General features: G+C 54.8%; 17 protein-coding genes, 5 tRNA genes and 3 rRNA genes. 22 read left to right on the top strand and 3 right to left on the bottom strand.

What is annotated here, in order from left to right; genetic code table 11:
* Positions 1-6 precede the first annotated feature (6 nt).
* Both fadA and fadB read right to left on the bottom strand, forming a co-directional pair.
* Positions 7-1,170, bottom strand: a complete 1,164-nt coding sequence (gene fadA / locus J1C59_RS17980) for an acetyl-CoA C-acyltransferase FadA (protein ID WP_128086372.1) — start codon at positions 1,168-1,170, stop codon at positions 7-9.
* A 10-nt stretch (positions 1,171-1,180) separates the two neighbouring features.
* On the bottom strand, positions 1,181-3,364 hold the full coding sequence (fadB, locus tag J1C59_RS17975; protein ID WP_140917370.1) for a fatty acid oxidation complex subunit alpha FadB: 2,184 nt from the start codon (positions 3,362-3,364) through the stop codon (positions 1,181-1,183).
* 186 nt (positions 3,365-3,550) lie between these two features.
* Between fadB and pepQ the strand changes: the two genes are divergently transcribed.
* The 10 genes from pepQ to birA all read left to right on the top strand — a co-directional run bounded on the left by pepQ (position 3,551) and on the right by birA (position 15,133).
* On the top strand, positions 3,551-4,882 hold the full coding sequence (gene pepQ / locus J1C59_RS17970; protein WP_128086373.1) for a Xaa-Pro dipeptidase: 1,332 nt from the start codon (positions 3,551-3,553) through the stop codon (positions 4,880-4,882).
* A gap of 1 nt (position 4,883) precedes the next feature.
* Entirely contained in the window at positions 4,884-5,501 is a 618-nt protein-coding gene (locus J1C59_RS17965) for an IMPACT family protein (RefSeq protein ID WP_128086374.1), read from the top strand.
* Between the two features lie 32 nt (positions 5,502-5,533).
* Positions 5,534-6,985, top strand: a complete 1,452-nt coding sequence (gene trkH, locus J1C59_RS17960; protein WP_128086375.1) for a Trk system potassium transporter TrkH — start codon at positions 5,534-5,536, stop codon at positions 6,983-6,985.
* A gap of 17 nt (positions 6,986-7,002) precedes the next feature.
* Positions 7,003-7,536, top strand: a complete 534-nt coding sequence (gene hemG, locus J1C59_RS17955) for a menaquinone-dependent protoporphyrinogen IX dehydrogenase (RefSeq protein WP_128086376.1) — start codon at positions 7,003-7,005, stop codon at positions 7,534-7,536.
* Positions 7,537-7,946: 410 nt separating this feature from the next.
* Positions 7,947-9,488: ribosomal RNA gene (locus J1C59_RS17950) — 16S ribosomal RNA — on the top strand.
* An 88-nt stretch (positions 9,489-9,576) separates the two neighbouring features.
* Positions 9,577-9,651 (top strand) — tRNA-Glu (locus J1C59_RS17945).
* A 225-nt stretch (positions 9,652-9,876) separates the two neighbouring features.
* Positions 9,877-12,783, top strand: a 23S ribosomal RNA gene (locus tag J1C59_RS17940).
* 90 nt (positions 12,784-12,873) lie between these two features.
* A 5S ribosomal RNA gene (rrf, locus tag J1C59_RS17935) occupies positions 12,874-12,989 on the top strand.
* The 16S, 23S and 5S rRNA genes sit together here with 1 tRNA gene alongside, the layout of an rRNA operon.
* A 150-nt stretch (positions 12,990-13,139) precedes the next feature.
* Positions 13,140-14,177 carry a UDP-N-acetylmuramate dehydrogenase gene (gene murB / locus J1C59_RS17930; protein ID WP_128086822.1) on the top strand — a complete coding sequence of 346 codons (1,038 nt, stop codon included), beginning with the start codon at positions 13,140-13,142 and terminating at the stop codon, positions 14,175-14,177.
* Positions 14,174-15,133: a bifunctional biotin--[acetyl-CoA-carboxylase] ligase/biotin operon repressor BirA gene (gene birA, locus J1C59_RS17925; RefSeq protein WP_128086823.1), complete on the top strand. Its 960-nt coding sequence runs from the start codon at positions 14,174-14,176 to the stop codon at positions 15,131-15,133. The genes murB and birA overlap by 4 nt, the downstream gene beginning before the upstream one ends.
* Before the next feature lie 42 nt (positions 15,134-15,175).
* On the opposite strand, the gene coaA is transcribed toward birA, so the two are convergent.
* Complete coding sequence (gene coaA, locus J1C59_RS17920) at positions 15,176-16,123, bottom strand: type I pantothenate kinase (protein ID WP_128086824.1); 948 nt, start codon at positions 16,121-16,123, stop codon at positions 15,176-15,178.
* 767 nt (positions 16,124-16,890) lie between these two features.
* Between coaA and J1C59_RS17915 the strand changes: the two genes are divergently transcribed.
* From J1C59_RS17915 to rpoB, 12 genes are all read left to right on the top strand, one after another.
* Positions 16,891-16,966, top strand: a tRNA-Thr gene (locus J1C59_RS17915).
* Positions 16,967-16,973: 7 nt separating this feature from the next.
* Positions 16,974-17,058 (top strand) — tRNA-Tyr (locus J1C59_RS17910).
* Positions 17,059-17,248: 190 nt separating this feature from the next.
* Positions 17,249-17,323 (top strand) — tRNA-Gly (locus J1C59_RS17905).
* Positions 17,324-17,328: 5 nt separating this feature from the next.
* Positions 17,329-17,404: transfer RNA gene (locus tag J1C59_RS17900), tRNA-Thr, on the top strand.
* Between the two features lie 108 nt (positions 17,405-17,512).
* A complete protein-coding gene (gene tuf / locus J1C59_RS17895; RefSeq protein ID WP_167429651.1) occupies positions 17,513-18,697 on the top strand; it encodes an elongation factor Tu in 1,185 nt (394 codons plus the stop codon).
* Positions 18,698-18,928: 231 nt separating this feature from the next.
* The gene (secE, locus tag J1C59_RS17890; protein ID WP_111142233.1) at positions 18,929-19,312 is read left to right on the top strand and encodes a preprotein translocase subunit SecE; all 384 of its coding nucleotides are present in this window, start codon (positions 18,929-18,931) and stop codon (positions 19,310-19,312) included.
* Position 19,313: 1 nt separating this feature from the next.
* The gene (gene nusG, locus J1C59_RS17885) at positions 19,314-19,859 is read left to right on the top strand and encodes a transcription termination/antitermination protein NusG (RefSeq protein ID WP_003848088.1); all 546 of its coding nucleotides are present in this window, start codon (positions 19,314-19,316) and stop codon (positions 19,857-19,859) included.
* 149 nt (positions 19,860-20,008) lie between these two features.
* Positions 20,009-20,437, top strand: a complete 429-nt coding sequence (gene rplK, locus J1C59_RS17880; RefSeq protein WP_006121495.1) for a 50S ribosomal protein L11 — start codon at positions 20,009-20,011, stop codon at positions 20,435-20,437.
* 3 nt (positions 20,438-20,440) lie between these two features.
* Positions 20,441-21,145 carry a 50S ribosomal protein L1 gene (gene rplA / locus J1C59_RS17875; RefSeq protein WP_009092662.1) on the top strand — a complete coding sequence of 235 codons (705 nt, stop codon included), beginning with the start codon at positions 20,441-20,443 and terminating at the stop codon, positions 21,143-21,145.
* A 363-nt stretch (positions 21,146-21,508) separates the two neighbouring features.
* A complete protein-coding gene (rplJ, locus tag J1C59_RS17870; protein WP_003848098.1) occupies positions 21,509-22,006 on the top strand; it encodes a 50S ribosomal protein L10 in 498 nt (165 codons plus the stop codon).
* A gap of 66 nt (positions 22,007-22,072) precedes the next feature.
* Positions 22,073-22,435 (top strand): 50S ribosomal protein L7/L12, encoded by a 363-nt coding sequence (gene rplL, locus J1C59_RS17865; RefSeq protein WP_009092660.1) that lies wholly within the window; start codon positions 22,073-22,075, stop codon positions 22,433-22,435.
* A gap of 329 nt (positions 22,436-22,764) precedes the next feature.
* Positions 22,765-26,793: a DNA-directed RNA polymerase subunit beta gene (gene rpoB, locus J1C59_RS17860; protein ID WP_111141251.1), complete on the top strand. Its 4,029-nt coding sequence runs from the start codon at positions 22,765-22,767 to the stop codon at positions 26,791-26,793.
* Positions 26,794-26,898 lie beyond the last annotated feature (105 nt).

Raw genomic sequence — 26,898 nt, 5'->3', positions numbered from 1 at the left:
AACGTATTACAGACGTTCGAACACGGTGGCGATCCCCTGGCCCAGCCCGATACACATGGAGGCCAGACCAAAACGGGCATCCCGTCGTTCCATAATATTCAGCAGCGTCGTACTGATGCGTGCGCCGGAGCAGCCGAGCGGATGACCCAGCGCGATCGCGCCACCGTTCAGATTGACCTTCTCATCCATCATCTCCAGTAAACCCAGATCTTTAATGCAGGGCAGCGTCTGCGCGGCAAAGGCTTCGTTCAGTTCAAAGACATCAATGTCGCTGACGCTCAGTCCCGCCCGTTTCAGTGCCAGCCGGCTTGCCGGTACCGGTCCGTAGCCCATGATCGACGGATCGCAGCCTACCACCGCCATGCTGCGGATGCGGGCGCGTGGCGTCAGCCCCAATTCACGGGCGCGTGATTCACTCATCACCAGCATTGCGGCTGCGCCATCTGACAGCGCTGATGAGGTGCCGGCCGTAACGGTGCCATTCGCCGGATCGAACGCGGGTTTCAGCGCGGCGAGGCCTTCGGCGCTGGTCTCCTCGCGGATCACCTCATCGAACGTATAGCGTTTAAGGATGCCGTCACTGTCATGGCCATAGGTCGCGACAATCTCGTTTGCAAAGTCCCCGCGCTGTGTCGCCTGCCAGGCACGCTGATGGGAGCGCAGGGCAAAGGCATCCTGCTGCTCACGGCTGATGTGATGCATACGCGCCAGCATTTCGGCGGTTAAGCCCATCATGCCCGCCGCTTTCGCCACGGTGCGGCTCAGGCCCGGATGAAAGTCGACGCCGTGACTCATCGGTACGTGCCCCATATGCTCCACGCCCCCAATCAGGCAGCTCTGCGCATCACCGACCATAATGGCGCGGGCCGCGTCGTGCAGTGCCTGCATAGAGGAGCCGCATAACCGGTTAACGGTCGTGGCGGGCACCGAATGCGGTATTTCGGCCAGCAGCGCGGCGTTACGCGCGATATTAAACCCCTGTTCCAGCGTCTGCTGAACGCAGCCCCAGACGATATCGTCCAGGGATGCCGGATCCACCGCCGGGTTGCGGCTCAGGATTTCACGCATCAGATGCGCAGAGAGATCTTCAGCACGCACATGACGAAAGGCGCCGCCTTTTGAGCGGCCCATCGGCGTACGCACCGCATCAACAATCACCACATTTTCCATTTTTATGCCCTCAGGCGCTTTTCAGCGCGGCTTCGTCAATCGGTTTGGCGGCGGGATACCAGCTTTCATGCTGATGGGCTTTCTCTACCAGGAGCGCGGGCAGGGCGTACAGGCCGCCGAGCGCGCTGTAGCGCCGGGCCTGATCGACAACGTTGCTGTTGCCCAGCGTATCGAGGTAGCGGAAAGCCCCGCCACGGAAAGGCGGGAAGCCGAGACCGTAAACCAGCGCCATATCGGCTTCTGCAGGCGAAGCGATGATCTTCTCTTCCAGACAGCGCACGACCTCATTCAGCATCGGCAGCATCATACGGTTCAGGATCTCTTCATCGCTGAAGGCCCGTGCGGGCTGGCAGACCTGCTGCAGCAGCGTATCCACCTCTGCATCCGGCACTTTCTTCAGCTTGCCCTTTTTGTCATCTTCCCAGCGCCAGAACCCTTTGCCATTTTTCTGGCCAAAGCGCCCGGCTTCAAACAGCAGGTCGATCGCATCGCGGTAGTCATGCTTCATACGATCCGGGAAACCATCAGCCATCACGCTTTGCGCGTGGTGCGCGGTATCAATGCCGACCACATCCAGCAGCCAGGAGGGCCCCATCGGCCAGCCGAACTGTTTTTCCATTACCTTATCGATCTGGCGGAAGTCGGCGCCGTCGCGCAGCAGCAGGCTGAATGCGGCGAAGTAGGGGAACAGCACCCGGTTAACGAAGAAGCCGGGGCAGTCATTCACCACAATCGGGGTTTTCCCCATCTTACTGGCCCAGGCCACCACTTTGCTCAGGGTCGCTTCGCTGGTTTTCTCGCCGCGCACCACTTCAACCAGCGGCATACGCGGCACCGGATTAAAGAAGTGCATGCCGCAGAAGTTTTCGGGGCGCTGCAACGCCTGAGCCAGCTGGCTGATCGGAATCGTCGAGGTGTTAGAGGCGAGAATCGCATCCTCACGCAGATGCTGTTCGGTTTCGGCCAGCACTCTGGCTTTGATCTGCGGGTTCTCGACCACCGCCTCGACCACCACATCAGCCTGTTCAAAACCGGCGTAGTCCAGTGTCGGCTGGATGGTGGCAATCACGCTGGCGAGTTTATTACCGTCGATTTTGCCGCGCGTCAGCAGCTTATTCAGCAACTTGCTGGCTTCGTTCATCCCCAGCGTTAACGCCTGCGGATTAATGTCTTTCATTCTGACCGGCACGCCTTTCCACGCAGACTGGTAGCTGATGCCACCTCCCATAATCCCGGCGCCCAGCACCGCAGCCTGGGCGGGCGCGCCGCTTTCGGCGGCTCGCTTTTTCGCCAGACTTTTAACGTATTGATCGTTGAGAAAGATGCCGACCAGGGCACGCGCTTCATCGGATTGCGCCAGCGGCACAAACGCGGCAGTTTCGAGTTTCAGGGCGTCATCGCGACCCAGCGTGGCCGCCGCATCGATGGTTTTCACGGCCATCAGCGGCGCGGGATAGTGCTTACCGGCGGTCTGCATCACCATGGCTTTGGCGATCGTAAAACTCATGGCCGCTTCGATCGGGCTGAGTTTTAACGGAGCCAGTTTAGGTGCGCGGCGCGCGCGCCAGCTGCCATCGCTGGCCACGGCTTTGAGCATGATGATGCCCGCCTCGCGCAGTTTGTCGCGGGCAACCACCGCATCGACCAGACCGAGTTTAAGGGCTGCGGCTCCGTCGACATCTTTGCCTGCGGCGATGATCTCCAGCGCGCTGTCGGCGCCCAGCAGGCGCGGCAACCTGACGCTGCCGCCAAAGCCCGGCATGATGCCGAGTTTTGTCTCCGGCAGACCGATGCGGGCGTCCGCAGTAGCGATACGCAGATCGGTGGCCAGCACGCATTCACATCCTCCGCCCAGCGCATAGCCGTCGATGGCGCACAGGGTCGGCACCGGCAGATCTTCCAGGCGGTTGAAGATGCTGTTGGCGTAGCTCAGCCACTGGCTCAGCTTTTCGGTCGGGGCATCAAACAGCGAGAGAAACTCGGTGATGTCCGCGCCGACAATGAAAGCGGGTTTAGCGGAGCTCAGCAGCAGGCCGCGCAGGTCGGGCTGCTGTTCCAGCACGGCGATCGCCTCGCCCAGACTGGCGACAGTCTGCGTATCAAGCTTGTTGACCGAGCCGGTAGCGTCAAAAACCAGCTCGGCGATGCCATCGTCCAGCCAGTGAAGAGTAAGGTTAGCGCCTTGGTAGAGCATGTGCGTCTCCTGAAACCGCGAAAGGTGATCTGGTCATACCAGATGATCGTGAGTGTGGGAGCGATGTTAATTTTTTGCAAACGGGTCTTTGCTTATTTGCTAACAAGATCACAGCTGCGCCAGCTTCGTCATCTGTGCAAGGGGTGTGCTAAACTGCGGCCATTTCGCGACACTGGAGAGACGTCAATGGATTCACTGAAGACCTTGTATCACGCGCACATCGCCACGTTGCAACAACGGGCGCAGCAGGTGCTGGCACGCAATAAACTGGATGCGATGTTGATCCATTCCGGTGAGCTGTTGACGGTGTTTCTGGATGATCACACCTATCCCTTCAAGGTGAACCCCCAGTTTAAAGCCTGGGTTCCGGTGACGCAGGTTCCAAACTGCTGGTTATGGATCGACGGGGTGAACAAACCGAAACTCTGGTTCTACTCGCCGGTCGATTACTGGCATAACGTGGAGCCGCTGCCGGATAGCTTCTGGACGAAAGATGTTGAGGTTATTGGCCTGAAAAATGCGGATGAGATCGGGCAGTTGCTGCCTGCTCAGCGTGATAACGTCGCCTATATCGGCCCGGTCAGCGCGCGCGCCACCCAGCTCGGCATCGCCTCCGGCAATATCAACCCCAAAGCGGTTATCGACTTCCTGCACTTCCACCGCAGCATTAAAACAGATTATGAGCTGGCCTGTATGCGCCAGGCGCAAAAGCTGGCCGTGGCGGGCCATCGGGCAGCGAAAGAGGCCTTTTCGGCGGGATTAAGCGAGTTCGACATCAATCAGGCTTACCTGACCGCGACCGGCCACCGCGACACCGACGTGCCATACGGCAATATCATTGCGCTGAATGAACACGCCGCGGTGCTGCACTACACCCGTCTGGACCATCAGCCGCCCGCGAAACGTCACAGTTTTCTGATTGATGCCGGCGCTGAGTATCTGGGCTATGCCGCCGATCTGACCCGCAGCTATGCCGCCCAGAGCAGTTCTCTCTATGCCAGAATGGTGGAGGCGATGAATGCTGAAGAGCTGGCGCTGATCGCCACGCTGAAACCCGGCGTGCGTTACACCGATTATCATCTTCAGATGCACCATCGTATTGCGAAGATGTTGCTGAAGTTCGAGCTGGTGCGTGGAATCAGCGAAGAGGCGCTGGTGGCGGAAGACCTGACCGGGCCGTTTATGCCGCACGGTCTGGGGCATCCTCTGGGTCTGCAGGTGCACGATGTGGCCGGTTTCATGCAGGATGAGCAGGGCACCCATCTGGCTGCGCCTGCGCAGTATCCTTATCTTCGCTGCACGCGCGTCCTGCAACCGGGCATGGTGTTAACCATCGAGCCGGGCTTCTATATTATTGATTCGCTCCTGGCACCGCTGCGCGAAGGGCGTTTCAGTCAGCACTTCAACTGGCAGGCGATCGATGCGCTGCGGCCTTATGGCGGCATTCGTATCGAGGATAACGTGGTGATCCATGCGCATCGCGTTGAGAACATGACCCGCGATCTGCATCTGGCCTGACATGGAGGCCTTTGATATTCCGGCTGTGCCAGTGAGCAGCAGTGAAGAGACCATCAAGAAGAGTCGCTTCATTACGCTACTGGCACACACCGAGGGAGCAGAGGCGGCGCGTGCTTTTGTTCAGCAGGTGAAAAGTGAGCATCCCACTGCCCGCCATCACTGCTGGGCCTGGGTCGCGGGCGCGCCGGATGACTCTCAGCAGCTCGGCTTCTCCGATGATGGTGAGCCGTCGGGCACGGCGGGGAAGCCGATGCTGGCGCAGCTGATGGGCGCCGGGATTGGCGAGATTACCGCCGTGGTGGTGCGCTATTACGGCGGCATCATGCTGGGAACCGGCGGCTTAGTGAAAGCGTATGGCGGCGGCGTCCAGCAGGGCCTTAAGCAGCTGCCCCGGCAGCGTAAAGTGCCGATGAAATACTTCACTCTGCAATGTGACTATCCGCAGCTGAGTGATATCGAACGGCTGGTACAGCGTTTCGACGCGAAGGTGACGGAGAGCGACTATCAGGATCGTATCGCGTTGACGCTGGCCGTGCCTTACGGGCAGATCGACGGTTTCAAACAAAATCTGTCAGACTTTAGTCGGGGAGCGTTATCGCTTATCCCGCTCACACCCTGATCTTCATCTCTTTTATTTAAAGGAACGGCTGAATGCACTTTCGCGCCATTACCCGCATAGTCGGTCTGCTGGTGATCCTCTTTTCAGTGACGATGATTTTGCCTGGCCTGGTCGCATTGATCTATCGCGATGGCGCAGGACGGGCGTTTAGCCAGACCTTTATGATGGCGCTGGTGATCGGCTCGCTGCTGTGGTGGCCGAACCGCAAAAAGAAAACCGAGCTTAAGCCGCGGGAAGGATTTCTGATCGTCGTGCTGTTCTGGACGGTGCTGGGCAGCGTGGGGGCGATGCCCTTTATCTTTGCCGAGCAGCCGCATCTTTCGGTGACGGACGCCTTCTTTGAATCTTTCTCCGGCCTGACGACCACCGGTGCCACGACCCTGGTGGGGCTGGACTCGCTGCCTAAAGCAATCCTCTTCTACCGGCAGATGCTGCAGTGGCTGGGCGGGATGGGGATCATCGTGTTAGCGGTGGCGATTCTGCCGATTCTGGGCGTCGGCGGCATGCAGCTCTATCGTGCTGAGATGCCGGGGCCGCTAAAAGATAACAAGATGCGGCCACGTATTGCCGAGACGGCGAAAACACTCTGGCTGATCTACGTTCTGCTGACGGTCGCCTGTGCACTGGCGTTGTGGCTGGCGGGCATGCCGGCGTTCGATGCCATCGGTCACAGTTTCTCAACCATCGCTATCGGCGGCTTCTCAACCCACGATGCCAGCATCGGCTATTTTAACAGTGGCACCATCAACACTATCGTGGCGGTGTTTCTGCTGATCTCCGGCTGTAACTATGGTCTGCACTTTGCCATGCTCAGCGGACGCAATCCGCGCGTCTACTGGCGCGACCCGGAGTTCCGCATGTTTATTGGCGTACAGCTGACGCTGGTGCTGATCTGCACGCTGGTACTCTGGTTCCACCATGTCTACTCGGATGGCTGGCAAACGCTGAACCAGGCCTTTTTCCAGGTGGTGTCGATGGCCACGACGGCGGGATTCACTACCGACAGCATCTCGCGCTGGCCGCTGTTCCTGCCAGTGCTGCTGTTGTGCTCTGCCTTTATCGGCGGATGTGCCGGTTCAACCGGCGGTGGCCTGAAGGTGATCCGTATCCTGCTGCTGTGCAAGCAGGGCAACCGTGAACTTAAGCGTCTGGTTCACCCGAATGCGGTTTACACCATTAAGCTGGGCAACCGCGCGCTGCCGGAACGTATCCTCGAAGCCGTATGGGGATTCTTCTCGGCGTATGCGCTGGTATTCCTGGTCAGTATGCTGGCGATCATCGCCACAGGCGTAGATGATTTCTCGGCTTTTGCCGCCGTTGCCGCCACCCTGAATAACCTCGGGCCAGGCTTAGGGGTGGTCGCCGATAACTTCACTTCGATGAATGACGTAGCGAAATGGATACTGATCTCGACTATGTTATTCGGACGCCTCGAGGTATTTACCTTGCTGGTGCTGTTCACGCCGACTTTCTGGCGTGAATAATTAATAAGGATGCTGAAATGAAAGCCCTGATTCTCTATTCGACCCGTGACGGACAAACCCGGAAGATTGCCTCTGCGCTTGCTGAAGCGATCCGTACGCAGCAACCCTGTGACCTGATGAACATTCAGGATGCGCCGCAGCCGGTATGGGCAGACTACGATCGCGTGCTGATCGGCGCCTCTATTCGTTACGGTCATTTTCAGCCGGTCGTCGAAACCTTTGTGAAGCAACATCTCCAGGCGCTGCAGCAGTGTACCAGCGGATTCTTCTCGGTGAACCTGACGGCGCGTAAACCGGAGAAGCGCTCTCCCGAGACGAATGCCTATACCCGGAAGTTCCTGGCGGCGTCACCGTGGCAGCCCGATTGCTGCGCCGTCTTCGCCGGAGCGCTCTACTATCCGCGCTATCGCTGGTTTGATCGGGTCATGATTCAGCTCATTATGCGGATGACTGGCGGAGAAACCGATTCAACGAAAGAAGTGGAGTACACAGACTGGGCGCAGGTCCGTGCTTTTGCTCAGGAATTTGCACAGTTACCAGGCAAATCGTAGCGAAATAACGCGATTTGATGAAAATTACTTCGAACAGTAATCTTTTTGCAATAAACGCTTGTCAGGGCGCGCGAACTCCCTATAATGCGCCTCCATCAACACGGCACACCGGCAACGGGAAACGGGCTGAGAGGCACAGGAGACTGCGCCGCCGGAGAAAACTTCTGAAAAAAGAGGTTGACTCTGAAGGAGGAAAGCGTAATATACGCCACCTCGCGACAGGACGCTAACGCACTGTTCGCACTGCTCTTTAACAATTTATCAGACAATCTGTGTGGGCACTCGCAGGATTGATATCAGCGTCTCCGGACGCAAAAAAATATTAAGCCTCACGAGTGAACACATAATGAAATTCATTATGACGTTTTACAGATGAGCATCGCTGGACTTGTTCCGGCAAATCAAACTTTAAATTGAAGAGTTTGATCATGGCTCAGATTGAACGCTGGCGGCAGGCCTAACACATGCAAGTCGGACGGTAGCACAGAGGAGCTTGCTCCTCGGGTGACGAGTGGCGGACGGGTGAGTAATGTCTGGGGATCTGCCCGATAGAGGGGGATAACCACTGGAAACGGTGGCTAATACCGCATAACGTCGCAAGACCAAAGAGGGGGACCTTCGGGCCTCTCACTATCGGATGAACCCAGATGGGATTAGCTAGTAGGCGGGGTAATGGCCCACCTAGGCGACGATCCCTAGCTGGTCTGAGAGGATGACCAGCCACACTGGAACTGAGACACGGTCCAGACTCCTACGGGAGGCAGCAGTGGGGAATATTGCACAATGGGCGCAAGCCTGATGCAGCCATGCCGCGTGTATGAAGAAGGCCTTCGGGTTGTAAAGTACTTTCAGCGGGGAGGAAGGCGGTGCGGTTAATAACCGCGCCGATTGACGTTACCCGCAGAAGAAGCACCGGCTAACTCCGTGCCAGCAGCCGCGGTAATACGGAGGGTGCAAGCGTTAATCGGAATTACTGGGCGTAAAGCGCACGCAGGCGGTCTGTTAAGTCAGATGTGAAATCCCCGGGCTTAACCTGGGAACTGCATTTGAAACTGGCAGGCTTGAGTCTCGTAGAGGGGGGTAGAATTCCAGGTGTAGCGGTGAAATGCGTAGAGATCTGGAGGAATACCGGTGGCGAAGGCGGCCCCCTGGACGAAGACTGACGCTCAGGTGCGAAAGCGTGGGGAGCAAACAGGATTAGATACCCTGGTAGTCCACGCCGTAAACGATGTCGACTTGGAGGTTGTTCCCTTGAGGAGTGGCTTCCGGAGCTAACGCGTTAAGTCGACCGCCTGGGGAGTACGGCCGCAAGGTTAAAACTCAAATGAATTGACGGGGGCCCGCACAAGCGGTGGAGCATGTGGTTTAATTCGATGCAACGCGAAGAACCTTACCTACTCTTGACATCCAGCGAACGGGGCAGAGATGCCCCGGTGCCTTCGGGAACGCTGAGACAGGTGCTGCATGGCTGTCGTCAGCTCGTGTTGTGAAATGTTGGGTTAAGTCCCGCAACGAGCGCAACCCTTATCCTTTGTTGCCAGCGATTCGGTCGGGAACTCAAAGGAGACTGCCGGTGATAAACCGGAGGAAGGTGGGGATGACGTCAAGTCATCATGGCCCTTACGAGTAGGGCTACACACGTGCTACAATGGCGCATACAAAGAGAAGCGACCTCGCGAGAGCAAGCGGACCTCACAAAGTGCGTCGTAGTCCGGATCGGAGTCTGCAACTCGACTCCGTGAAGTCGGAATCGCTAGTAATCGTGGATCAGAATGCCACGGTGAATACGTTCCCGGGCCTTGTACACACCGCCCGTCACACCATGGGAGTGGGTTGCAAAAGAAGTAGGTAGCTTAACCTTCGGGAGGGCGCTTACCACTTTGTGATTCATGACTGGGGTGAAGTCGTAACAAGGTAACCGTAGGGGAACCTGCGGTTGGATCACCTCCTTACCTTAAGATACCTTCCCGCGCAGTGCTCACACAGATTGTCTGATAAAAAGTAATGAGCAGGACGGCTGCGAAGTCGTGACACTATCGTGTCCCCTTCGTCTAGCGGTTAGGACTCCGCCCTTTCACGGCGGCAACAGGGGTTCGAATCCCCTAGGGGACGCCACCTGCTTGGTGACAGGTGAAAGGTGTCTCCACAGTATCTCAAAACCGGTTCGGCTGCGTAAGCGGCGGAGACGCGTTTGAGATATTTGCTCTTTAACAATCCGGAACAAGCTGAAAATTGAAACGACGTAGCGCGTCATCCCTCCGTAATAAGGGATGGCAGAGCGATACGGTCGGGTCTCTCAATGCTTGCAGTCCGCAGCGTGAAAACGCCTGTGGGTTGTGAGGTTAAGCGACTAAGCGTACACGGTGGATGCCCAGGCAGTCAGAGGCGATGAAGGACGTGCTAATCTGCGTAAAGCGACGGTAAGGTGATATGAACCGCTACAGCCGTCGATGTCCGAATGGGGAAACCCGGTGCACTCTGTGCATCATTGCAGCATGAATACATAGTGCTGCAAGGCGAACCGGGGGAACTGAAACATCTAAGTACCCCGAGGAAAAGAAATCAACCGAGATTCCCCCAGTAGCGGCGAGCGAACGGGGAGCAGCCCAGAGCCTGAATCAGCCTGTGTGTTAGTGGAAGCGTCTGGAAAGTCGCAGGGTACAGGGTGATACTCCCGTACACAAAAACACACGGTCTGTGAGCTCGATGAGTAAGGCGGGACACGTGGTATCCTGTCTGAATATGGGGGGACCATCCTCCAAGGCTAAATACTCCTGACTGACCGATAGTGAACCAGTACCGTGAGGGAAAGGCGAAAAGAACCCCGGCGAGGGGAGTGAAACAGAACCTGAAACCGTGTACGTACAAGCAGTGGGAGCCTCTTTTATGGGGTGACTGCGTACCTTTTGTATAATGGGTCAGCGACTTATATTCTGTAGCAAGGTTAACCGTATAGGGGAGCCGCAGGGAAACCGAGTCTTAACTGGGCGTTAAGTTGCAGGGTATAGACCCGAAACCCGGTGATCTAGCCATGGGCAGGTTGAAGGTTGGGTAACACTAACTGGAGGACCGAACCGACTAATGTTGAAAAATTAGCGGATGACCTGTGGCTGGGGGTGAAAGGCCAATCAAACCGGGAGATAGCTGGTTCTCCCCGAAAGCTATTTAGGTAGCGCCTCGTGAACTCATCTCCGGGGGTAGAGCACTGTTTCGGCTAGGGGGCCATCCCGGCTTACCAACCCGATGCAAACTGCGAATACCGGAGAATGTTATCACGGGAGACACACGGCGGGTGCTAACGTCCGTCGTGAAGAGGGAAACAACCCAGACCGCCAGCTAAGGTCCCAAAGTCATGGTTAAGTGGGAAACGATGTGGGAAGGCACAGACAGCCAGGATGTTGGCTTAGAAGCAGCCATCATTTAAAGAAAGCGTAATAGCTCACTGGTCGAGTCGGCCTGCGCGGAAGATGTAACGGGGCTAAACCATGCACCGAAGCTGCGGCAGCGGCGCGTATGCGTTGCTGGGTAGGGGAGCGTTCTGTAAGCCGTCGAAGGTGTGCTGTGAGGCATGCTGGAGGTATCAGAAGTGCGAATGCTGACATAAGTAACGATAAAGCGGGTGAAAAGCCCGCTCGCCGGAAGACCAAGGGTTCCTGTTCAACGTTAATCGGAGCAGGGTGAGTCGACCCCTAAGGCGAGGCCGAAAGGCGTAGTCGATGGGAAACAGGTTAATATTCCTGTACTCGGTGTTACTGCGAAGGGGGGACGGAGAAGGCTATATCAGCCGGGCGACGGTTGTCCCGGTTTAAGCGTGTAGGCGGAGGGTCCAGGTAAATCCGGACTCTTTTAACGCTGAGGCGTGACGACGAGGCACTACGGTGCTGAAGTGATAAATGCCCTGCTTCCAGGAAAAGCCTCTAAGCATCAGGTAACACAGAATCGTACCCCAAACCGACACAGGTGGTCAGGTAGAGAATACCAAGGCGCTTGAGAGAACTCGGGTGAAGGAACTAGGCAAAATGGTGCCGTAACTTCGGGAGAAGGCACGCTGGCGCGTAGGTGAAGGGACTTGCTCCCGGAGCTGAAGCCAGTCGAAGATACCAGCTGGCTGCAACTGTTTATTAAAAACACAGCACTGTGCAAACACGAAAGTGGACGTATACGGTGTGACGCCTGCCCGGTGCCGGAAGGTTAATTGATGGGGTTATCCGTAAGGAGAAGCTCTTGATCGAAGCCCCGGTAAACGGCGGCCGTAACTATAACGGTCCTAAGGTAGCGAAATTCCTTGTCGGGTAAGTTCCGACCTGCACGAATGGCGTAATGATGGCCAGGCTGTCTCCACCCGAGACTCAGTGAAATTGAACTCGCTGTGAAGATGCAGTGTACCCGCGGCAAGACGGAAAGACCCCGTGAACCTTTACTACAGCTTGACACTGAACATTGAGCCTTGATGTGTAGGATAGGTGGGAGGCTTTGAAGCGCGGACGCCAGTCTGCGTGGAGCCATCCTTGAAATACCACCCTTTAATGTTTGATGTTCTAACGTGGCCCCGTAATCCGGGGTGCGGACAGTGTCTGGTGGGTAGTTTGACTGGGGCGGTCTCCTCCTAAAGAGTAACGGAGGAGCACGAAGGTCAGCTAATCACGGTCGGACATCGTGAGGTTAGTGCAATGGCATAAGCTGGCTTGACTGCGAGAGTGACGGCTCGAGCAGGTGCGAAAGCAGGTCATAGTGATCCGGTGGTTCTGAATGGAAGGGCCATCGCTCAACGGATAAAAGGTACTCCGGGGATAACAGGCTGATACCGCCCAAGAGTTCATATCGACGGCGGTGTTTGGCACCTCGATGTCGGCTCATCACATCCTGGGGCTGAAGTAGGTCCCAAGGGTACGGCTGTTCGCCGTTTAAAGTGGTACGCGAGCTGGGTTTAGAACGTCGTGAGACAGTTCGGTCCCTATCTGCCGTGGGCGCTGGAGAATTGAGGGGGGTTGCTCCTAGTACGAGAGGACCGGAGTGAACGCACCACTGGTGTTCGGGTTGTCATGCCAATGGCACTGCCCGGTAGCTAAGTGCGGAAAAGATAAGTGCTGAAAGCATCTAAGCACGAAACTTGCCCCGAGATGAGTTCTCCCTGACTCCTTGAGAGTCCTGAAGGGACGTTGAAGACGACGACGTTGATAGGCCGGGTGTGTAAGCGCAGCGATGCGTTGAGCTAACCGGTACTAATGACCCGTGAGGCTTAACCTTACAACGCCAGAGGCGTTTTTTGAGAGACGATTTTCAGCCTGAACCGGATAAGTCTGCGCGGCCCCAGGGCGGCGCGGAAGACAGAATCTGCCTGGCGGCTTTAGCGCGGTGGTCCCACCTGACCCCATGCCGAACTCAGAAGTGAAACGCCGTAGCGCCGATGGTAGTGTGGGGCCTCCCCATGCGAGAGTAGGGAACTGCCAGGCATTGTATAAGTGAAGAAGCCCCGCACGCGAGTGCGGGGCTTTTTTACGTCTGTCGATCGTGAAAAACCTCATCCCGATCCCCGAAAACAGCCTGAGAACCCCTCTCTGATACGGTAAACTACGGCCAGATAACTCAGTAAAGGCCGTCAAATGTCCAGCCAGTATCCTTCCTTAAAAGCCGACAATACGCTCGGACTCGAAGTACATACACAAAAACGCATCGTCGCTGAGACGCCAGCGGCCATTCTGGCGGCCTGGCAGGCCAGCCAGCAGGATCAGACACCCTTCCTGGTGCTGGGCGAAGGTAGCAATGTCCTCTTCCTTGAAGATTTTGCCGGAACCGTCGTATTAAACCGTATTCAGGGCATCCGCATTCAGGATGACAACGAACAGTGGCGATTACATGTCGGCGCCGGTGAGAACTGGCATCAGCTGGTCAAAAGTACGCTGGAAAAAGGGATCACTGGCCTGGAAAACCTGGCGCTGATCCCGGGAATGACGGGCTCTGCACCCATTCAGAATATCGGCGCTTACGGAGTCGAGTTAAAAGATGTCTGCGACTACGTCGACGTCCTGAATCTGCACAATGGCCAGACAGAGCGTCTCGATTGCCAGGCGTGTGAGTTTGGCTATCGCGACAGCATTTTTAAGCATCGCTATCAGTCAGGCTATGTGATCGTCGCGGTAGGGTTCATATTGGCTAAGCATTGGCAGCCGGTACTGACCTACGGCGATTTGAAGACGCTCGATCCGCTGACTGCCAGTGCCTGGGATGTCTATCATGCGGTGTGCCGGATGCGCCAGAGCAAGTTACCTGACCCAAAAGTCACCGGCAACGTCGGCAGTTTCTTCAAAAATCCGGTGATCTCCGCAGCGCAGTGCCGTTCACTGCTGGCGCAGTTCCCGGCGATGCCACACTATCCGATGCCGGATGGCGAAACCAAGCTGGCCGCAGGGTGGCTTATCGACCAGTGCCAGCTGAAAGGTTATCGCATCGGAGGCGCAGCCGTTCATCAGCAACAGGCGCTGGTCCTGATCAATGCCGATAACGCCACCTCAGAGGACATCGTGGCGCTGGCAAAAGCCGTGCGCGCCCGGGTAGGGGAAAAATTTGATGTCTGGCTGGAGCCTGAAGTGCGCTTTATCGAGGCGCGGGGCGAGTGTAACGCCGTCGGAGTAATCGCATGAAAGACCACAGTGTTCCGCTAAAGCTGGTCGATATTTTATCTGATGGTGAATTTCATTCCGGTGAGCAGCTAGGCGAAACGCTGGGGATGAGCCGGGCTGCCATCAATAAGCATATCCAGACCCTGAAAAGCTGGGGACTTGACGTTTTTACCGTAACAGGAAAGGGCTATAGCCTCTCTGCGCCGATTCAGTTGCTGGATGAGCAGCTGATTCTCTCACTGGTCAAACAGGGCAACGTCTCAGTGATCCCGGTCATTGATTCGACGAATCAGTATCTGCTGGAGCGGATGAACGAACTGGCGTCGGGCGCTGCCTGCATCGCGGAATATCAGCAGGCTGGTCGCGGCCGTCGTGGCCGTCAGTGGTTCTCTCCCTTTGGGGCCAATCTTTACATGTCCATGTACTGGCGTCTGGAGCAGGGACCCGCTGCGGCGATGGGTCTGAGCCTGGTGATTGGGATTATCATGGCGGAGACACTGCGCTCGTCAGGTGCCAGCGACGTCCGCGTTAAGTGGCCTAATGATATCTATCTGAACGATCGCAAACTGGCCGGGATCCTGGTTGAGTTGACAGGCAAAACCGGCGATGCTGCGCAGATTGTGATGGGGGCCGGGATTAATCTGGCGATGCGTTCAGCGGATGCCGCCCAGATAAATCAGGGCTGGATCAACCTGCAGGAGGCCGGGGTCACCGTGAATCGCAATGAACTGGCGGCCCGCCTGATTAACAGCCTGCGTGATGCCCTGCCGCTCTTCGAACAGGAGGGGTTAACGCCCTTTATTGAACGCTGGGCCGCGCTGGATAATTTTATCAACCGGCCGGTTAAGCTGCTGATTGGCGAACGGGAAGTGCACGGCATCGCGCGGGGGGTCGACAGTCAGGGTGGCCTGCTGCTGGAACAGGAGGGCGAAATCAAATCCTGGGTAGGCGGTGAGATATCGCTGCGGCCGGTGTGAGTCAGCGAGCCTGCATGAATGCAGGCTCTCAGACGGTAGCGTCTATTTACGCAGGCGAACCCTGTCGACCGCATGGTCGCCGCTTTTAGTCATAATCAGGCTGGCCCGTTCACGTGTCGGCAGGATATTCTCCTGCAGGTTGAGCCAGTTGATTTCTTTCCATAAATTCCCTGCAACCTCAATCGCTTCCGCTTCTGAAAGCCGGGCATAGTGATGGAAGTAGGAGTCGGGATCGGTAAAGGCGCCCTGACGGAATTTCAGGAATCGATTGATATACCAGTTCTGCAGGAGATCTTCTTCCGCATCCACATAGATAGAGAAATCGACGAAGTCTGACACAAAGACATGATGAGGATCGTGGGGATAGTCCATCCCGCTCTGCAATACATTCAGGCCTTCAAGAATAAGAATATCAGGCTGCTGGATCACTTTATCCCCATCAGGGATGACATCATAAATCAGATGCGAATAGACCGGAGCGGTGACCTGACTGGCGCCCGACTTTAAGTCAGACACGAAATTAACCAGCCGGTGCATATCATAGGATTGCGGAAACCCTTTCTTCTTCATCAGGCCACGCTCTTTCAGCACGGCATTAGGATGAAGGAAGCCGTCCGTGGTGATCAATTCCACCTTACGGTGTTCAGGCCAGCGGCTCAGCAACGCCTGCAATACACGCGCCGTGGTGCTTTTCCCGACCGCTACGCTGCCCGCAATACTGATGATATAGGGGATCTTCTGGCCATTCGTGCCGAGGAACTGCTCCAGTACCGCCTGCCGGCGAACATTCGAACTGATATAAAAATTAAGCAGACGCGAAAGCGGCAGATAAATTTCTGCCACCTCTTCCAGTGAGAGATCCTCGTTAATACCTTTCAGCTGCGCGATCTCATCTTCTGACAGTGTCATAGGAACAGAATCACGTAATGCAGCCCACTGCTCGCGAGTGAACTCCAGATAAGGCGTTGTCAGGGGTGTCGTTTTATCCATAAGCATGCATCTGACCGCAGATTCAGTGCAATCAACCGCGCGTTATCCGATAAGCAGGACAGCACAGGTGAATTGGATCACGAATCGCTGGTTTATCAGTGAGAACAATGGGCTGGAGGGTATCACCAGTATGGCTTTCAACAGAAGTAAAAAGATAGAGGCGATCTCGCTTTCGTCGGCATACCCACAAAACGTGACGATAGTCGCTGTTTTCGCCGAACCGGGGTTGTTTATTCTCTTATCGCGCTTCACAGCCACAGGGTGACGATTATCCCTTTTATCTGATTACGGGCCTCGCCTGCGAGCGTGAACGCGGGAGAGCAGCGTAAAGCGGACGGGGGAAAGAGAAAACCCGATGCCGGATGATATCCCCGGCAAAACCGGCTGCCTTTCTGAGACCGCGTTCGTCACGGTGGCACCAAAAAAACGGGTTTTTTTAGTCGCAAAGCGGTTTTCTTTTCTGCTGAAGCACGACGGTGAATAAAAAAATGCGGCAGCATGGTTCAAAAAAGCATCACTCAGTTCGTACAGGTAAAATAAATGCGCAGGCCGTGGATCATTTATCTGCCTGAAAGCGCACTTTCGCGCGGAGTGAAGCGTTGGTCAGAACCGGCTGAGATGCTAAAAACAGGGCCGGATTGCACAAATATTCTGCAGGAAATCGCGAAAATGCGACGATTTGCACAAATAGTAAGCGATAGAAAAAAAATATGCGATTTTTTAGTTGCATCCGGCGCCCGACCTTCCTAGAATGCGCACCACTTGATGCCGGCTTAGCTCAGTTGGTAGAGCAACTGACTTGTAATCAGTAGGTCACCAGTTCGATTCCGGTAGCCGGCACCATCAAGTAGGTGGGATTCCCGAGCGGCCAAAGGGAGCAGACTGTAAATCTGCCGTCACAGACTTCGAAGGTTCGAATCCTTCTCCCACCACCATCTCAGCCTCGCGGTTGAGTACAGATAGACAACCTGTTTATCTGTCAGGTGAGTCATCTATCACCCTGAATTCAGACTGAGCGTTAGCGAAGTCAAAGCCGGTCAGCTTCGCTGGCAGGCAGTAGATAACAGAGAGTCATTCTCTGTTTTCTGCAAGCTACAGAAAGAACAGGTAGCCGAGTTCCAGGATGCGGGCATCGTATAATGGCTATTACCTCAGCCTTCCAAGCTGATGATGCGGGTTCGATTCCCGCTGCCCGCTCCAGATGTGCTGATATGGCTCAGTTGGTAGAGCGCACCCTTGGTAAGGGTGAGGTCCCCAGTTCGACTCTGGGTATCAGCACCACTTCCTTTAATCTCCCTCCTGATTTTCTCTGTAACTTCCTTGCAGTCAGGCATTGCCTGGTTAATGTGATGATATCATTGATATATCCGTGTCTTAGAGGGACTAGCGATGGCTAAAGAGCAATTTCAACGTAACAAACTGCACGTAAACGTGGGCACCATCGGTCACGTTGACCACGGTAAAACCACCCTGACTGCAGCTATCACTACCGTACTGGCTAAAACCAACGGCGGCCAGGCGCGTGCATTCGACCAGATCGACAGCACCCCTGAAGAAAAAGCCCGCGGTATTACCATCAACACCGCACACGTTGAGTATGAGACGGCTTCACGTCACTATGCTCACGTTGACTGCCCAGGCCACGCCGACTATGTGAAAAACATGATCACCGGTGCTGCGCAGATGGACGGCGCGATCCTGGTTGTTGCTGCGACTGATGGCCCGATGCCACAGACCCGTGAGCACATCCTGCTGGGTCGTCAGGTTGGCGTTCCTTACATCATCGTGTTCCTGAACAAGTGTGACATGGTTGATGATGAAGAGCTGCTGGAGCTGGTTGAGATGGAAGTTCGTGACCTGCTGTCACAGTACGACTTCCCAGGCGATGACACTCCAATCGTTCGTGGTTCTGCGCTGAAAGCGCTGGAAGGCGAAGCGGAGTGGGAAGCTAAAATCATCGAGCTGGCTGAACACCTGGACAACTACATCCCGGATCCAGTCCGTGCGATCGACATGCCGTTCCTGCTGCCAATCGAAGACGTCTTCTCAATCTCTGGCCGTGGTACCGTTGTTACCGGTCGTGTTGAGCGCGGCATCGTTAAAGTCGGCGACGAAGTTGAAATCGTTGGTATCAAAGATACTGCGAAATCAACCTGTACCGGTGTTGAGATGTTCCGTAAGCTGCTGGACCAGGGTCAGGCAGGCGAAAACTGTGGTGTTCTGCTGCGCGGTATCAAGCGTGAAGACATCCAGCGTGGTCAGGTTCTGGCTAAGCCAGGCACCATCAAGCCACACACCCAGTTCGAGTCAGAAGTTTACGTTCTGTCTAAAGACGAAGGTGGCCGCCATACTCCGTTCTTCAAGGGCTACCGTCCACAGTTCTACTTCCGTACCACTGACGTGACCGGTTCAGTAGAGCTGCCAGAAGGCGTTGAAATGGTTATGCCAGGCGACAACATCAAAATGGTTGTTACCCTGATCCACCCAATCGCTATGGACGAAGGTCTGCGCTTCGCAATCCGCGAAGGTGGCCGTACCGTTGGCGCGGGTGTTGTTGCTAAAGTTATCGCATAATTACCGATAACGTTTGACGCAATGCACACGGAAAGGGCATCATTTGATGCCCTTTTTGCACGCTGTTTTATAGAACCTGGCTCATCAGTGATTTTTTCGATCATAATCATTGCTGAGACAGGCTCTGTCATGCGGCGTTAGATACCGAGTTACGCCTCAAAAGCTCATTCGGTTTGGACGCCTCGCACTGCGGGGCAGAATAGTTTCTGAATTATTGTGGCAGGTTGGTTTATGAGTGCGAATACCGAAGCTCAAGGGAGCGGGCGTGGCCTGGAAGCGGTAAAGTGGGTAGCAGTCGTGGTACTGCTGCTTGCGGCGATTGTAGGTAACTACCTCTATCGTGATGTGTCACTGCCACTGCGCGCGTTAGCCGTAGTTGTACTGATTGCAGCGGCTGGCGGCATTGCGCTTTTAACGACCAAAGGCAAAGCGACCGTGGCTTTTGCTCGTGAAGCAAGAACAGAAATGCGTAAGGTTATCTGGCCAACCCGCCAGGAAACGCTGCACACCACGTTAATCGTTGCCGCGGTGACTGCCGTGATGTCACTGATTTTGTGGGGGCTGGATGGTATTCTGGTCCGTCTGGTATCGTTTATCACTGGCCTGAGGTTCTGAGATGTCTGAAGCTCCAAAGAAACGCTGGTACGTCGTACAGGCGTTTTCCGGTTTTGAAGGCCGCGTAGCCCAATCGCTGCGCGAGCATATCAAATTGCACAACATGGAAGAGCTGTTTGGCGACGTCATGGTTCCGACTGAAGAAGTCGTTGAGATTCGTGGTGGCCAGCGTCGTAAGAGCGAGCGCAAGTTTTTCCCGGGATACGTACTGGTTCAGATGGTGATGAATGACGCCAGCTGGCACCTGGTGCGCAGTGTCCCGCGCGTGATGGGTTTCATCGGCGGGACCTCTGACCGTCCGGCACCGATCAGCGACAAAGAAGTTGATGCGATCATGAACCGTCTGCAGCAGGTCGGTGACAAGCCGCGTCCGAAAACGCTGTTTGAGCCAGGTGAAATGGTTCGCGTTAACGATGGTCCCTTTGCTGACTTTAACGGTGTCGTTGAAGATGTGGATTACGAGAAGAGCCGCCTGACGGTTTCCGTTTCCATCTTCGGACGTGCAACGCCGGTTGAACTCGACTTCGGTCAGGTGGAGAAAGGTTAACCTCTTTCCGCTCACAAATTAGCTGTTGCAGCAGGCGCGAAATTTAACTACAATTTCGCGCCTTTTGTTTTTATGCGCTGGCAACAGCGTATAAATCGTTATCACGGGGAGCCTTTTTACAGGCGCTATAACCCAATTGAGGAAATATCATGGCTAAGAAAGTCCAAGCCTACGTCAAGCTGCAGGTTGCAGCTGGTATGGCGAACCCAAGTCCACCGGTTGGTCCAGCTCTGGGTCAGCAGGGTGTTAACATCATGGAATTCTGTAAAGCGTTCAACGCGAAGACCGAATCTCTGGAAAAAGGTCTGCCGACTCCTGTTGTTATCACCGTATACAGCGACCGCTCTTTCACTTTCATTACCAAAACGCCTCCGGCTGCCGTACTGCTGAAAAAAGCAGCGGGCATCAAGTCTGGTTCTGGTAAGCCGAACAAAGATAAAGTCGGTAAAGTGACTCGTGCTCAGGTACGTGAAATCGCAGAAACCAAAGCTGCGGACATGACTGGTTCTGACGTTGAAGCGATGACTCGCTCAATCGAAGGTACTGCTCGTTCCATGGGCCTGGTAGTAGAGGACTAAGAAATGGCTAAGCTGACCAAGCGCATGACCGTAATTCGCGACAAAGTTGACGCGACCAAGCAGTATGACATTGCTGAAGCTGTTGCTCTGCTGAAAGAACTGGCTACTGCCAAGTTCGTTGAAAGCGTTGACGTTGCTGTCAACCTCGGCATCGATGCACGTAAATCTGATCAGAACGTACGCGGCGCGACCGTTCTGCCACACGGTACTGGTCGTTCAGTACGTGTGGCTGTCTTCACCCAGGGTGCTAACGCTGAAGCGGCTAAAGCTGCCGGCGCTGAGCTGGTTGGTATGGAAGACCTGGCTGAGCAGATCAAGAAAGGCGAAATGAATTTTGACGTTGTTATTGCTTCTCCGGATGCAATGCGCGTTGTTGGCCAGCTGGGCCAGATTCTGGGTCCACGTGGCCTGATGCCAAACCCGAAAGTCGGTACTGTAACCCCTAACGTTGCTGAAGCGGTTAAGAACGCTAAAGCGGGTCAGGTTCGTTATCGTAACGACAAAAACGGCATCATCCACACTACCATCGGTAAAGTGGACTTTGACGCTGACAAACTGAAAGAAAACCTGGAATCTCTGCTGGTTGCGCTGAAAAAAGCAAAACCCTCTCAGGCGAAAGGCGTGTACATCAAGAAAGTCAGCCTTTCAACCACCATGGGCGCCGGCGTTGCCGTTGACCAGGCTGGTCTGAACGCAACAGCAAACTAATTGCTGCTTGAAACGGGCGAAAAATTCACCTAGAATCTTACGCCCGTTGTTCTGTTATTAGCAGAACAGGACACCAGAGAGCCGGAACGGAGTAGGGCGTTATCGCTTTTCCCTCTGACTCTGCTGCGTCGCACAGAATTTAGGTTGGAGCCAGGCCTTATCCTGGCCTCCGTCCAAGACCGCAGGAGCCGCTTATCTCCGGATAAATGGCTTAATATCCTGCGTAGACGGTGACAGAACCAAAAGAATTTTTTCTTAGCTGGATTCTGCTCACCGTGTTCGAGCGCTTATTTTCCTTCGGGGGGATAAGTGAAGTGAGTTCCGGGGAAATCCTTTCCCGGTCAAATCCAGGAGCAAAAGCTAATGGCATTAAATCTTCAAGACAAACAAGCGATTGTTGCTGAAGTCAGCGAAGTAGCCAAAGGTGCGCTTTCAGCGGTTGTTGCGGATTCCCGTGGCGTTACCGTTGATAAAATGACCGAACTGCGTAAAGCAGGTCGTGAAGCTGGCGTTTACATGCGTGTTGTTCGTAACACCCTGCTGCGCCGCGTCGTTGAAGGTACTCAGTTTGAGTGCCTGAAAGACACGTTTGTTGGTCCGACCCTGATTGCATATTCTATGGAACACCCGGGCGCTGCTGCTCGTCTGTTCAAAGATTTCGCGAAAGCGAATGCAAAATTTGAGGTCAAAGCTGCAGCCTTTGAAGGTGAGCTGATCACGGCGGCCAATATTGACCGTCTGGCAACGCTGCCGACCTACGAAGAAGCACTGGCACGTCTGATGTCGACCATGAAAGAAGCCGCTGCTGGCAAACTGGTCCGCACTCTGGCTGCTGTACGCGACGCAAAAGAAGCGGCTTAAGGCCAGCCTCTTTTCCTTCGTGTTTGCTAACGTATAAACTTTTTCTGATTCTTAGGAACAATTGTTATGTCTATCACTAAAGACCAAATTCTGGAAGCTGTTGCAGCTATGTCCGTAATGGAAGTAGTTGAGCTGGTTTCTGCTATGGAAGAAAAATTCGGCGTTTCTGCTGCTGCTGCTGTAGCTGTTGCTGCGGGCCCGGCTGAAGCTGTTGAAGAAAAAACTGAATTCGACGTCGTACTGAAAGCTGTTGGCGCGAACAAAGTAGCAGTAATCAAAGCCGTACGTACTGCAACTGGTCTGGGCCTGAAAGAAGCCAAAGATCTGGTTGAAGCAACTGGCGTGATCAAAGAAGGCATCAGCAAAGACGACGCAGCTGCACTTGAAGCTGCTCTGAAAGAAGCTGGCGCTGAAGTTGAAGTTAAGTAAGACAACCCTCGGGTTGCAGTCTGAGTAGTTTCAGACTGATGGCTGGTGACTTTTTGGTCACCAGCCTTTTTGCGCTACAGGGTTTCAATGGGGTTTCACACTGTTTGTCCATTGCTACTCTTCAATATCTTTCTCTATCGACGACTTAATATACCGCTTTCCTGAGTGGGTTCCCTGCCTTCGCAAAAGCGATGAAATGATTTAAGCGTGATAGAAAGAGGTATTGCACTGCTGCCCCGCAGCCAGTGAATCAAACAAAATCGTGTTGCATGAACTGTCCTGTCAGGACGGACAGCGTGGGTCGACTTGTCAGCTAGCTGAGGAACCCTATGGTTTACTCCTATACCGAGAAAAAACGTATTCGTAAGGATTTTGGTAAACGTCCACAAGTACTGGACATACCTTATCTCCTTTCCATCCAGCTCGACTCGTTCCAGAAGTTTATCGAGCAAGATCCAGAAGGTCAGTACGGGCTGGAAGCTGCATTCCGCTCTGTATTCCCTATTGCGAGCTACAGCGGCAACTCTGAGCTGCAGTATGTCAGCTATCGCCTGGGCGAACCTGTCTTTGACGTGAAAGAGTGTCAGATCCGTGGCGTGACCTATTCGGCACCGCTGCGCGTGAAACTGCGTCTGGTGATCTATGAGCGCGAAGCGCCAGAAGGCACCGTAAAAGATATTAAAGAACAAGAAGTCTACATGGGCGAAATTCCGCTCATGACCGACAACGGTACCTTTGTCATCAATGGTACCGAGCGCGTTATCGTTTCTCAGCTGCACCGTAGTCCTGGCGTGTTCTTTGATAGCGATAAGGGTAAAACCCACTCTTCGGGTAAAGTGCTTTATAACGCACGTATCATCCCTTACCGCGGTTCATGGCTCGACTTTGAGTTTGACCCGAAAGATAACCTGTTTGTCCGTATTGACCGTCGTCGTAAGCTGCCGGCCACTATCATCCTGCGTGCGTTACAGTTCACGACGCCTCAGATCCTCGATCTCTTCTTTGAGAAAGTGGTCTTTGAAATCCGTGACAACAAGCTGCAGATGGAGCTGGTGCCTGAGCGCCTGCGCGGTGAAACTGCGACCTTCGATATCGAAGCGAACGGCACCGTCTACGTCGAAAAAGGTCGCCGCATCACTGCGCGCCATATCCGTCAGCTGGAAAAAGATGGCATTCAGCACATCGAAGTCCCGGTTGAATATATCGCGGGCAAAGTGGTCGCTAAAGATTACATCGATGAGAGCACCGGTGAGCTGATTGTTGCAGCGAACATGGAGCTGTCGCTGGATCTGCTGGCGAAACTGAGCCAGTCCGGTCACAAGCGCATCGAAACGCTGTTCACCAACGATCTGGACCACGGTCCATATATGTCTGAGACCCTGCGTGTTGACCCAACCAGCGATCGCCTGAGCGCCCTGGTTGAGATCTACCGCATGATGCGTCCTGGTGAGCCGCCAACGCGTGAAGCCGCAGAGAACCTGTTCGAAAACCTGTTCTTCTCTGAAGATCGTTACGACCTGTCTGCTGTCGGCCGTATGAAATTCAACCGCTCATTGCTGCGTGATGAAATCGAAGGTTCAGGTATCCTGAGCAAAGAAGACATCATCGAAGTGATGAAGAAGCTGATCGACATCCGTAACGGTAAAGGCGAAGTGGACGATATCGACCACCTCGGCAACCGTCGTATTCGTTCAGTCGGCGAAATGGCTGAGAACCAGTTCCGCGTAGGTCTGGTACGTGTTGAGCGTGCGGTTAAAGAGCGTCTGTCACTGGGCGATCTGGATACCCTGATGCCACAGGACATGATCAACGCCAAGCCGATTTCGGCCGCGGTGAAAGAGTTCTTTGGTTCAAGCCAGCTGTCTCAGTTTATGGACCAGAACAACCCGCTGTCAGAGATCACGCACAAACGTCGTATCTCTGCTCTCGGCCCGGGTGGTCTGACTCGTGAGCGTGCCGGCTTCGAAGTGCGTGACGTACACCCAACGCACTACGGTCGTGTCTGCCCAATCGAGACCCCGGAAGGTCCGAACATCGGTCTGATCAACTCCTTGTCTGTTTATGCGCAGACCAATGAGTACGGTTTCCTTGAAACCCCGTATCGCCGTGTGATCGATGGCCTGGTCTCTGACGAGATTCATTACCTCTCTGCTATCGAAGAGGGTAACTACGTTATCGCACAGGCGAACGCCCCGCTGGATGACAACGGCGCGTTTGTGGATGACCTGGTCACCTGCCGTAGCAAAGGCGAATCGAGCCTGTTCAGCCGCGATCAGGTTGACTACATGGACGTTTCCACCCAGCAGGTGGTTTCTGTCGGTGCATCCCTGATCCCGTTCCTGGAACACGATGACGCCAACCGTGCTCTGATGGGTGCGAACATGCAACGTCAGGCCGTTCCGACTCTGCGTGCTGATAAGCCGCTGGTTGGTACCGGTATGGAACGTGCTGTTGCCGTTGACTCCGGTGTTACCGCCGTGGCCAAACGTGGCGGTACCGTTCAGTACGTTGACGCCTCACGTATCGTGATCAAGGTGAACGAAGATGAGATGTATGCTGGCGAAGCCGGTATCGACATCTATAACCTGACCAAATACACCCGTTCTAACCAGAACACCTGTATCAACCAGATGCCATGTGTCTCTCTGGGTGAGCCGGTTGAACGTGGTGATGTGCTGGCTGATGGCCCGTCCACCGATCTGGGTGAACTGGCGCTGGGTCAGAACATGCGCGTCGCGTTCATGCCGTGGAACGGTTACAACTTCGAAGACTCCATCCTGGTCTCCGAGCGCGTGGTGCAGGAAGATCGCTTTACCACTATCCACATTCAGGAACTGGCTTGCGTGTCGCGTGACACCAAACTGGGGCCGGAAGAGATCACCGCTGACATCCCGAACGTGGGTGAAGCTGCACTCTCTAAACTGGATGAGTCAGGCATCGTCTACATCGGTGCTGAAGTGACCGGTGGTGACATTCTGGTGGGTAAGGTAACGCCGAAAGGTGAAACCCAGCTGACGCCAGAAGAGAAACTGCTGCGCGCGATCTTCGGTGAAAAAGCCTCTGACGTGAAAGATTCGTCACTGCGCGTACCGAATGGCGTGTCAGGCACCGTGATCGACGTTCAGGTCTTTACCCGCGATGGCGTGGAAAAAGACAAACGTGCGCTGGAAATCGAAGAGATGCAGCTGAAGCAGGCGAAGAAAGACCTGTCTGAAGAGCTGCAGATTCTGGAAGCGGGCCTGTTCAGCCGTATTCAGAACGTCCTGATCTCCGGTGGCGTTGAAGCAGACAAACTGGACAAGCTGCCGCGCGAGCGCTGGCTGGAACTGGGTCTGAACGACGAAGCGAAGCAAAACCAGCTGGAACAGCTGGCCGAGCAGTACGACGAACTGAAGCACGAGTTTGAGAAGAAGCTCGAAGGTAAGCGTCGTAAGATCACCCAGGGCGATGATCTGGCACCAGGCGTGCTGAAAATCGTTAAGGTTTATCTGGCCGTTAAGCGTCAGATTCAGCCGGGTGACAAAATGGCTGGTCGTCACGGTAACAAAGGTGTTATCTCCAAGATCAACCCGATTGAAGATATGCCTTACGATGAAAACGGCACGCCGGTAGACATCGTTCTGAACCCGCTGGGCGTACCATCACGTATGAACATCGGTCAGATTCTGGAAACCCACCTGGGAATGGCAGCGAAAGGCATCGGCGAGAAGATCAACGCCATGCTTAAGAAGCAGGAAGAAGTCGCGAAACTGCGCGAATTCATCCAGCGCGCCTATGACCTGGGTACCGATCTGCGTCAGAGAGTTGACCTGAACACCTTCTCCGATGACGAAGTTCTGCGTCTGGCTGAGAACCTGAAGAAAGGTATGCCAATCGCTACGCCGGTGTTTGATGGCGCGAAAGAGAGTGAGATCAAAGAGCTGTTACAGCTCGGCGGCCTGCCTTCTTCCGGTCAGATTACCCTGTTTGACGGCCGTACCGGTGAGCAGTTCGAACGTCAGGTAACCGTTGGCTACATGTACATGCTGAAACTTAACCACCTGGTTGATGACAAGATGCATGCACGTTCTACCGGTTCCTACAGCCTGGTTACTCAGCAGCCGCTGGGTGGTAAGGCGCAGTTCGGTGGTCAGCGCTTTGGTGAGATGGAAGTATGGGCACTGGAAGCTTACGGTGCCGCGTATACCCTGCAGGAAATGCTTACCGTTAAGTCTGATGACGTCAACGGCCGTACCAAGATGTATAAAAACATCGTTGACGGCAACCATCAGATGGAACCGGGCATGCCGGAATCCTTCAACGTACTGTTGAAAGAGATTCGCTCGCTGGGTATCAACATCGAGCTGGAAGACGAGTAACCCCATTTCAGGCAGCGGTTCGCCGTTGCCTGAAAGCGCCGGGTTTAAAGCGCTCGCAATTGTACTGGTTACGGGGCGTTCAATTTCGGTTGGACGCCCCCTGAG

It is taken from the genome of Pantoea deleyi (assembly GCF_022647325.1).
GTDB classification, from domain to species: domain Bacteria; phylum Pseudomonadota; class Gammaproteobacteria; order Enterobacterales; family Enterobacteriaceae; genus Pantoea; species Pantoea deleyi.
This window is presented reverse-complemented; position numbering and strand designations above follow the sequence as displayed.

What these genes read in the sequence shown, in the direction of transcription:
- fadA (WP_128086372.1), bottom strand. Translation starts at nt 1,170, where the DNA reads ATGGAAAATGTGGTGATTGTTGATGCGGTGCGTACGCCGATGGGCCGC.
- fadB (WP_140917370.1), bottom strand. Translation starts at nt 3,364, where the DNA reads ATGCTCTACCAAGGCGCTAACCTTACTCTTCACTGGCTGGACGATGGC.
- pepQ (WP_128086373.1), top strand. Translation starts at nt 3,551, where the DNA reads ATGGATTCACTGAAGACCTTGTATCACGCGCACATCGCCACGTTGCAA.
- J1C59_RS17965 (WP_128086374.1), top strand. Translation starts at nt 4,884, where the DNA reads ATGGAGGCCTTTGATATTCCGGCTGTGCCAGTGAGCAGCAGTGAAGAG.
- trkH (WP_128086375.1), top strand. Translation starts at nt 5,534, where the DNA reads ATGCACTTTCGCGCCATTACCCGCATAGTCGGTCTGCTGGTGATCCTC.
- hemG (WP_128086376.1), top strand. Translation starts at nt 7,003, where the DNA reads ATGAAAGCCCTGATTCTCTATTCGACCCGTGACGGACAAACCCGGAAG.
- murB (WP_128086822.1), top strand. Translation starts at nt 13,140, where the DNA reads ATGTCCAGCCAGTATCCTTCCTTAAAAGCCGACAATACGCTCGGACTC.
- birA (WP_128086823.1), top strand. Translation starts at nt 14,174, where the DNA reads ATGAAAGACCACAGTGTTCCGCTAAAGCTGGTCGATATTTTATCTGAT.
- coaA (WP_128086824.1), bottom strand. Translation starts at nt 16,123, where the DNA reads ATGGATAAAACGACACCCCTGACAACGCCTTATCTGGAGTTCACTCGC.
- tuf (WP_167429651.1), top strand. Translation starts at nt 17,513, where the DNA reads ATGGCTAAAGAGCAATTTCAACGTAACAAACTGCACGTAAACGTGGGC.
- secE (WP_111142233.1), top strand. Translation starts at nt 18,929, where the DNA reads ATGAGTGCGAATACCGAAGCTCAAGGGAGCGGGCGTGGCCTGGAAGCG.
- nusG (WP_003848088.1), top strand. Translation starts at nt 19,314, where the DNA reads ATGTCTGAAGCTCCAAAGAAACGCTGGTACGTCGTACAGGCGTTTTCC.
- rplK (WP_006121495.1), top strand. Translation starts at nt 20,009, where the DNA reads ATGGCTAAGAAAGTCCAAGCCTACGTCAAGCTGCAGGTTGCAGCTGGT.
- rplA (WP_009092662.1), top strand. Translation starts at nt 20,441, where the DNA reads ATGGCTAAGCTGACCAAGCGCATGACCGTAATTCGCGACAAAGTTGAC.
- rplJ (WP_003848098.1), top strand. Translation starts at nt 21,509, where the DNA reads ATGGCATTAAATCTTCAAGACAAACAAGCGATTGTTGCTGAAGTCAGC.
- rplL (WP_009092660.1), top strand. Translation starts at nt 22,073, where the DNA reads ATGTCTATCACTAAAGACCAAATTCTGGAAGCTGTTGCAGCTATGTCC.
- rpoB (WP_111141251.1), top strand. Translation starts at nt 22,765, where the DNA reads ATGGTTTACTCCTATACCGAGAAAAAACGTATTCGTAAGGATTTTGGT.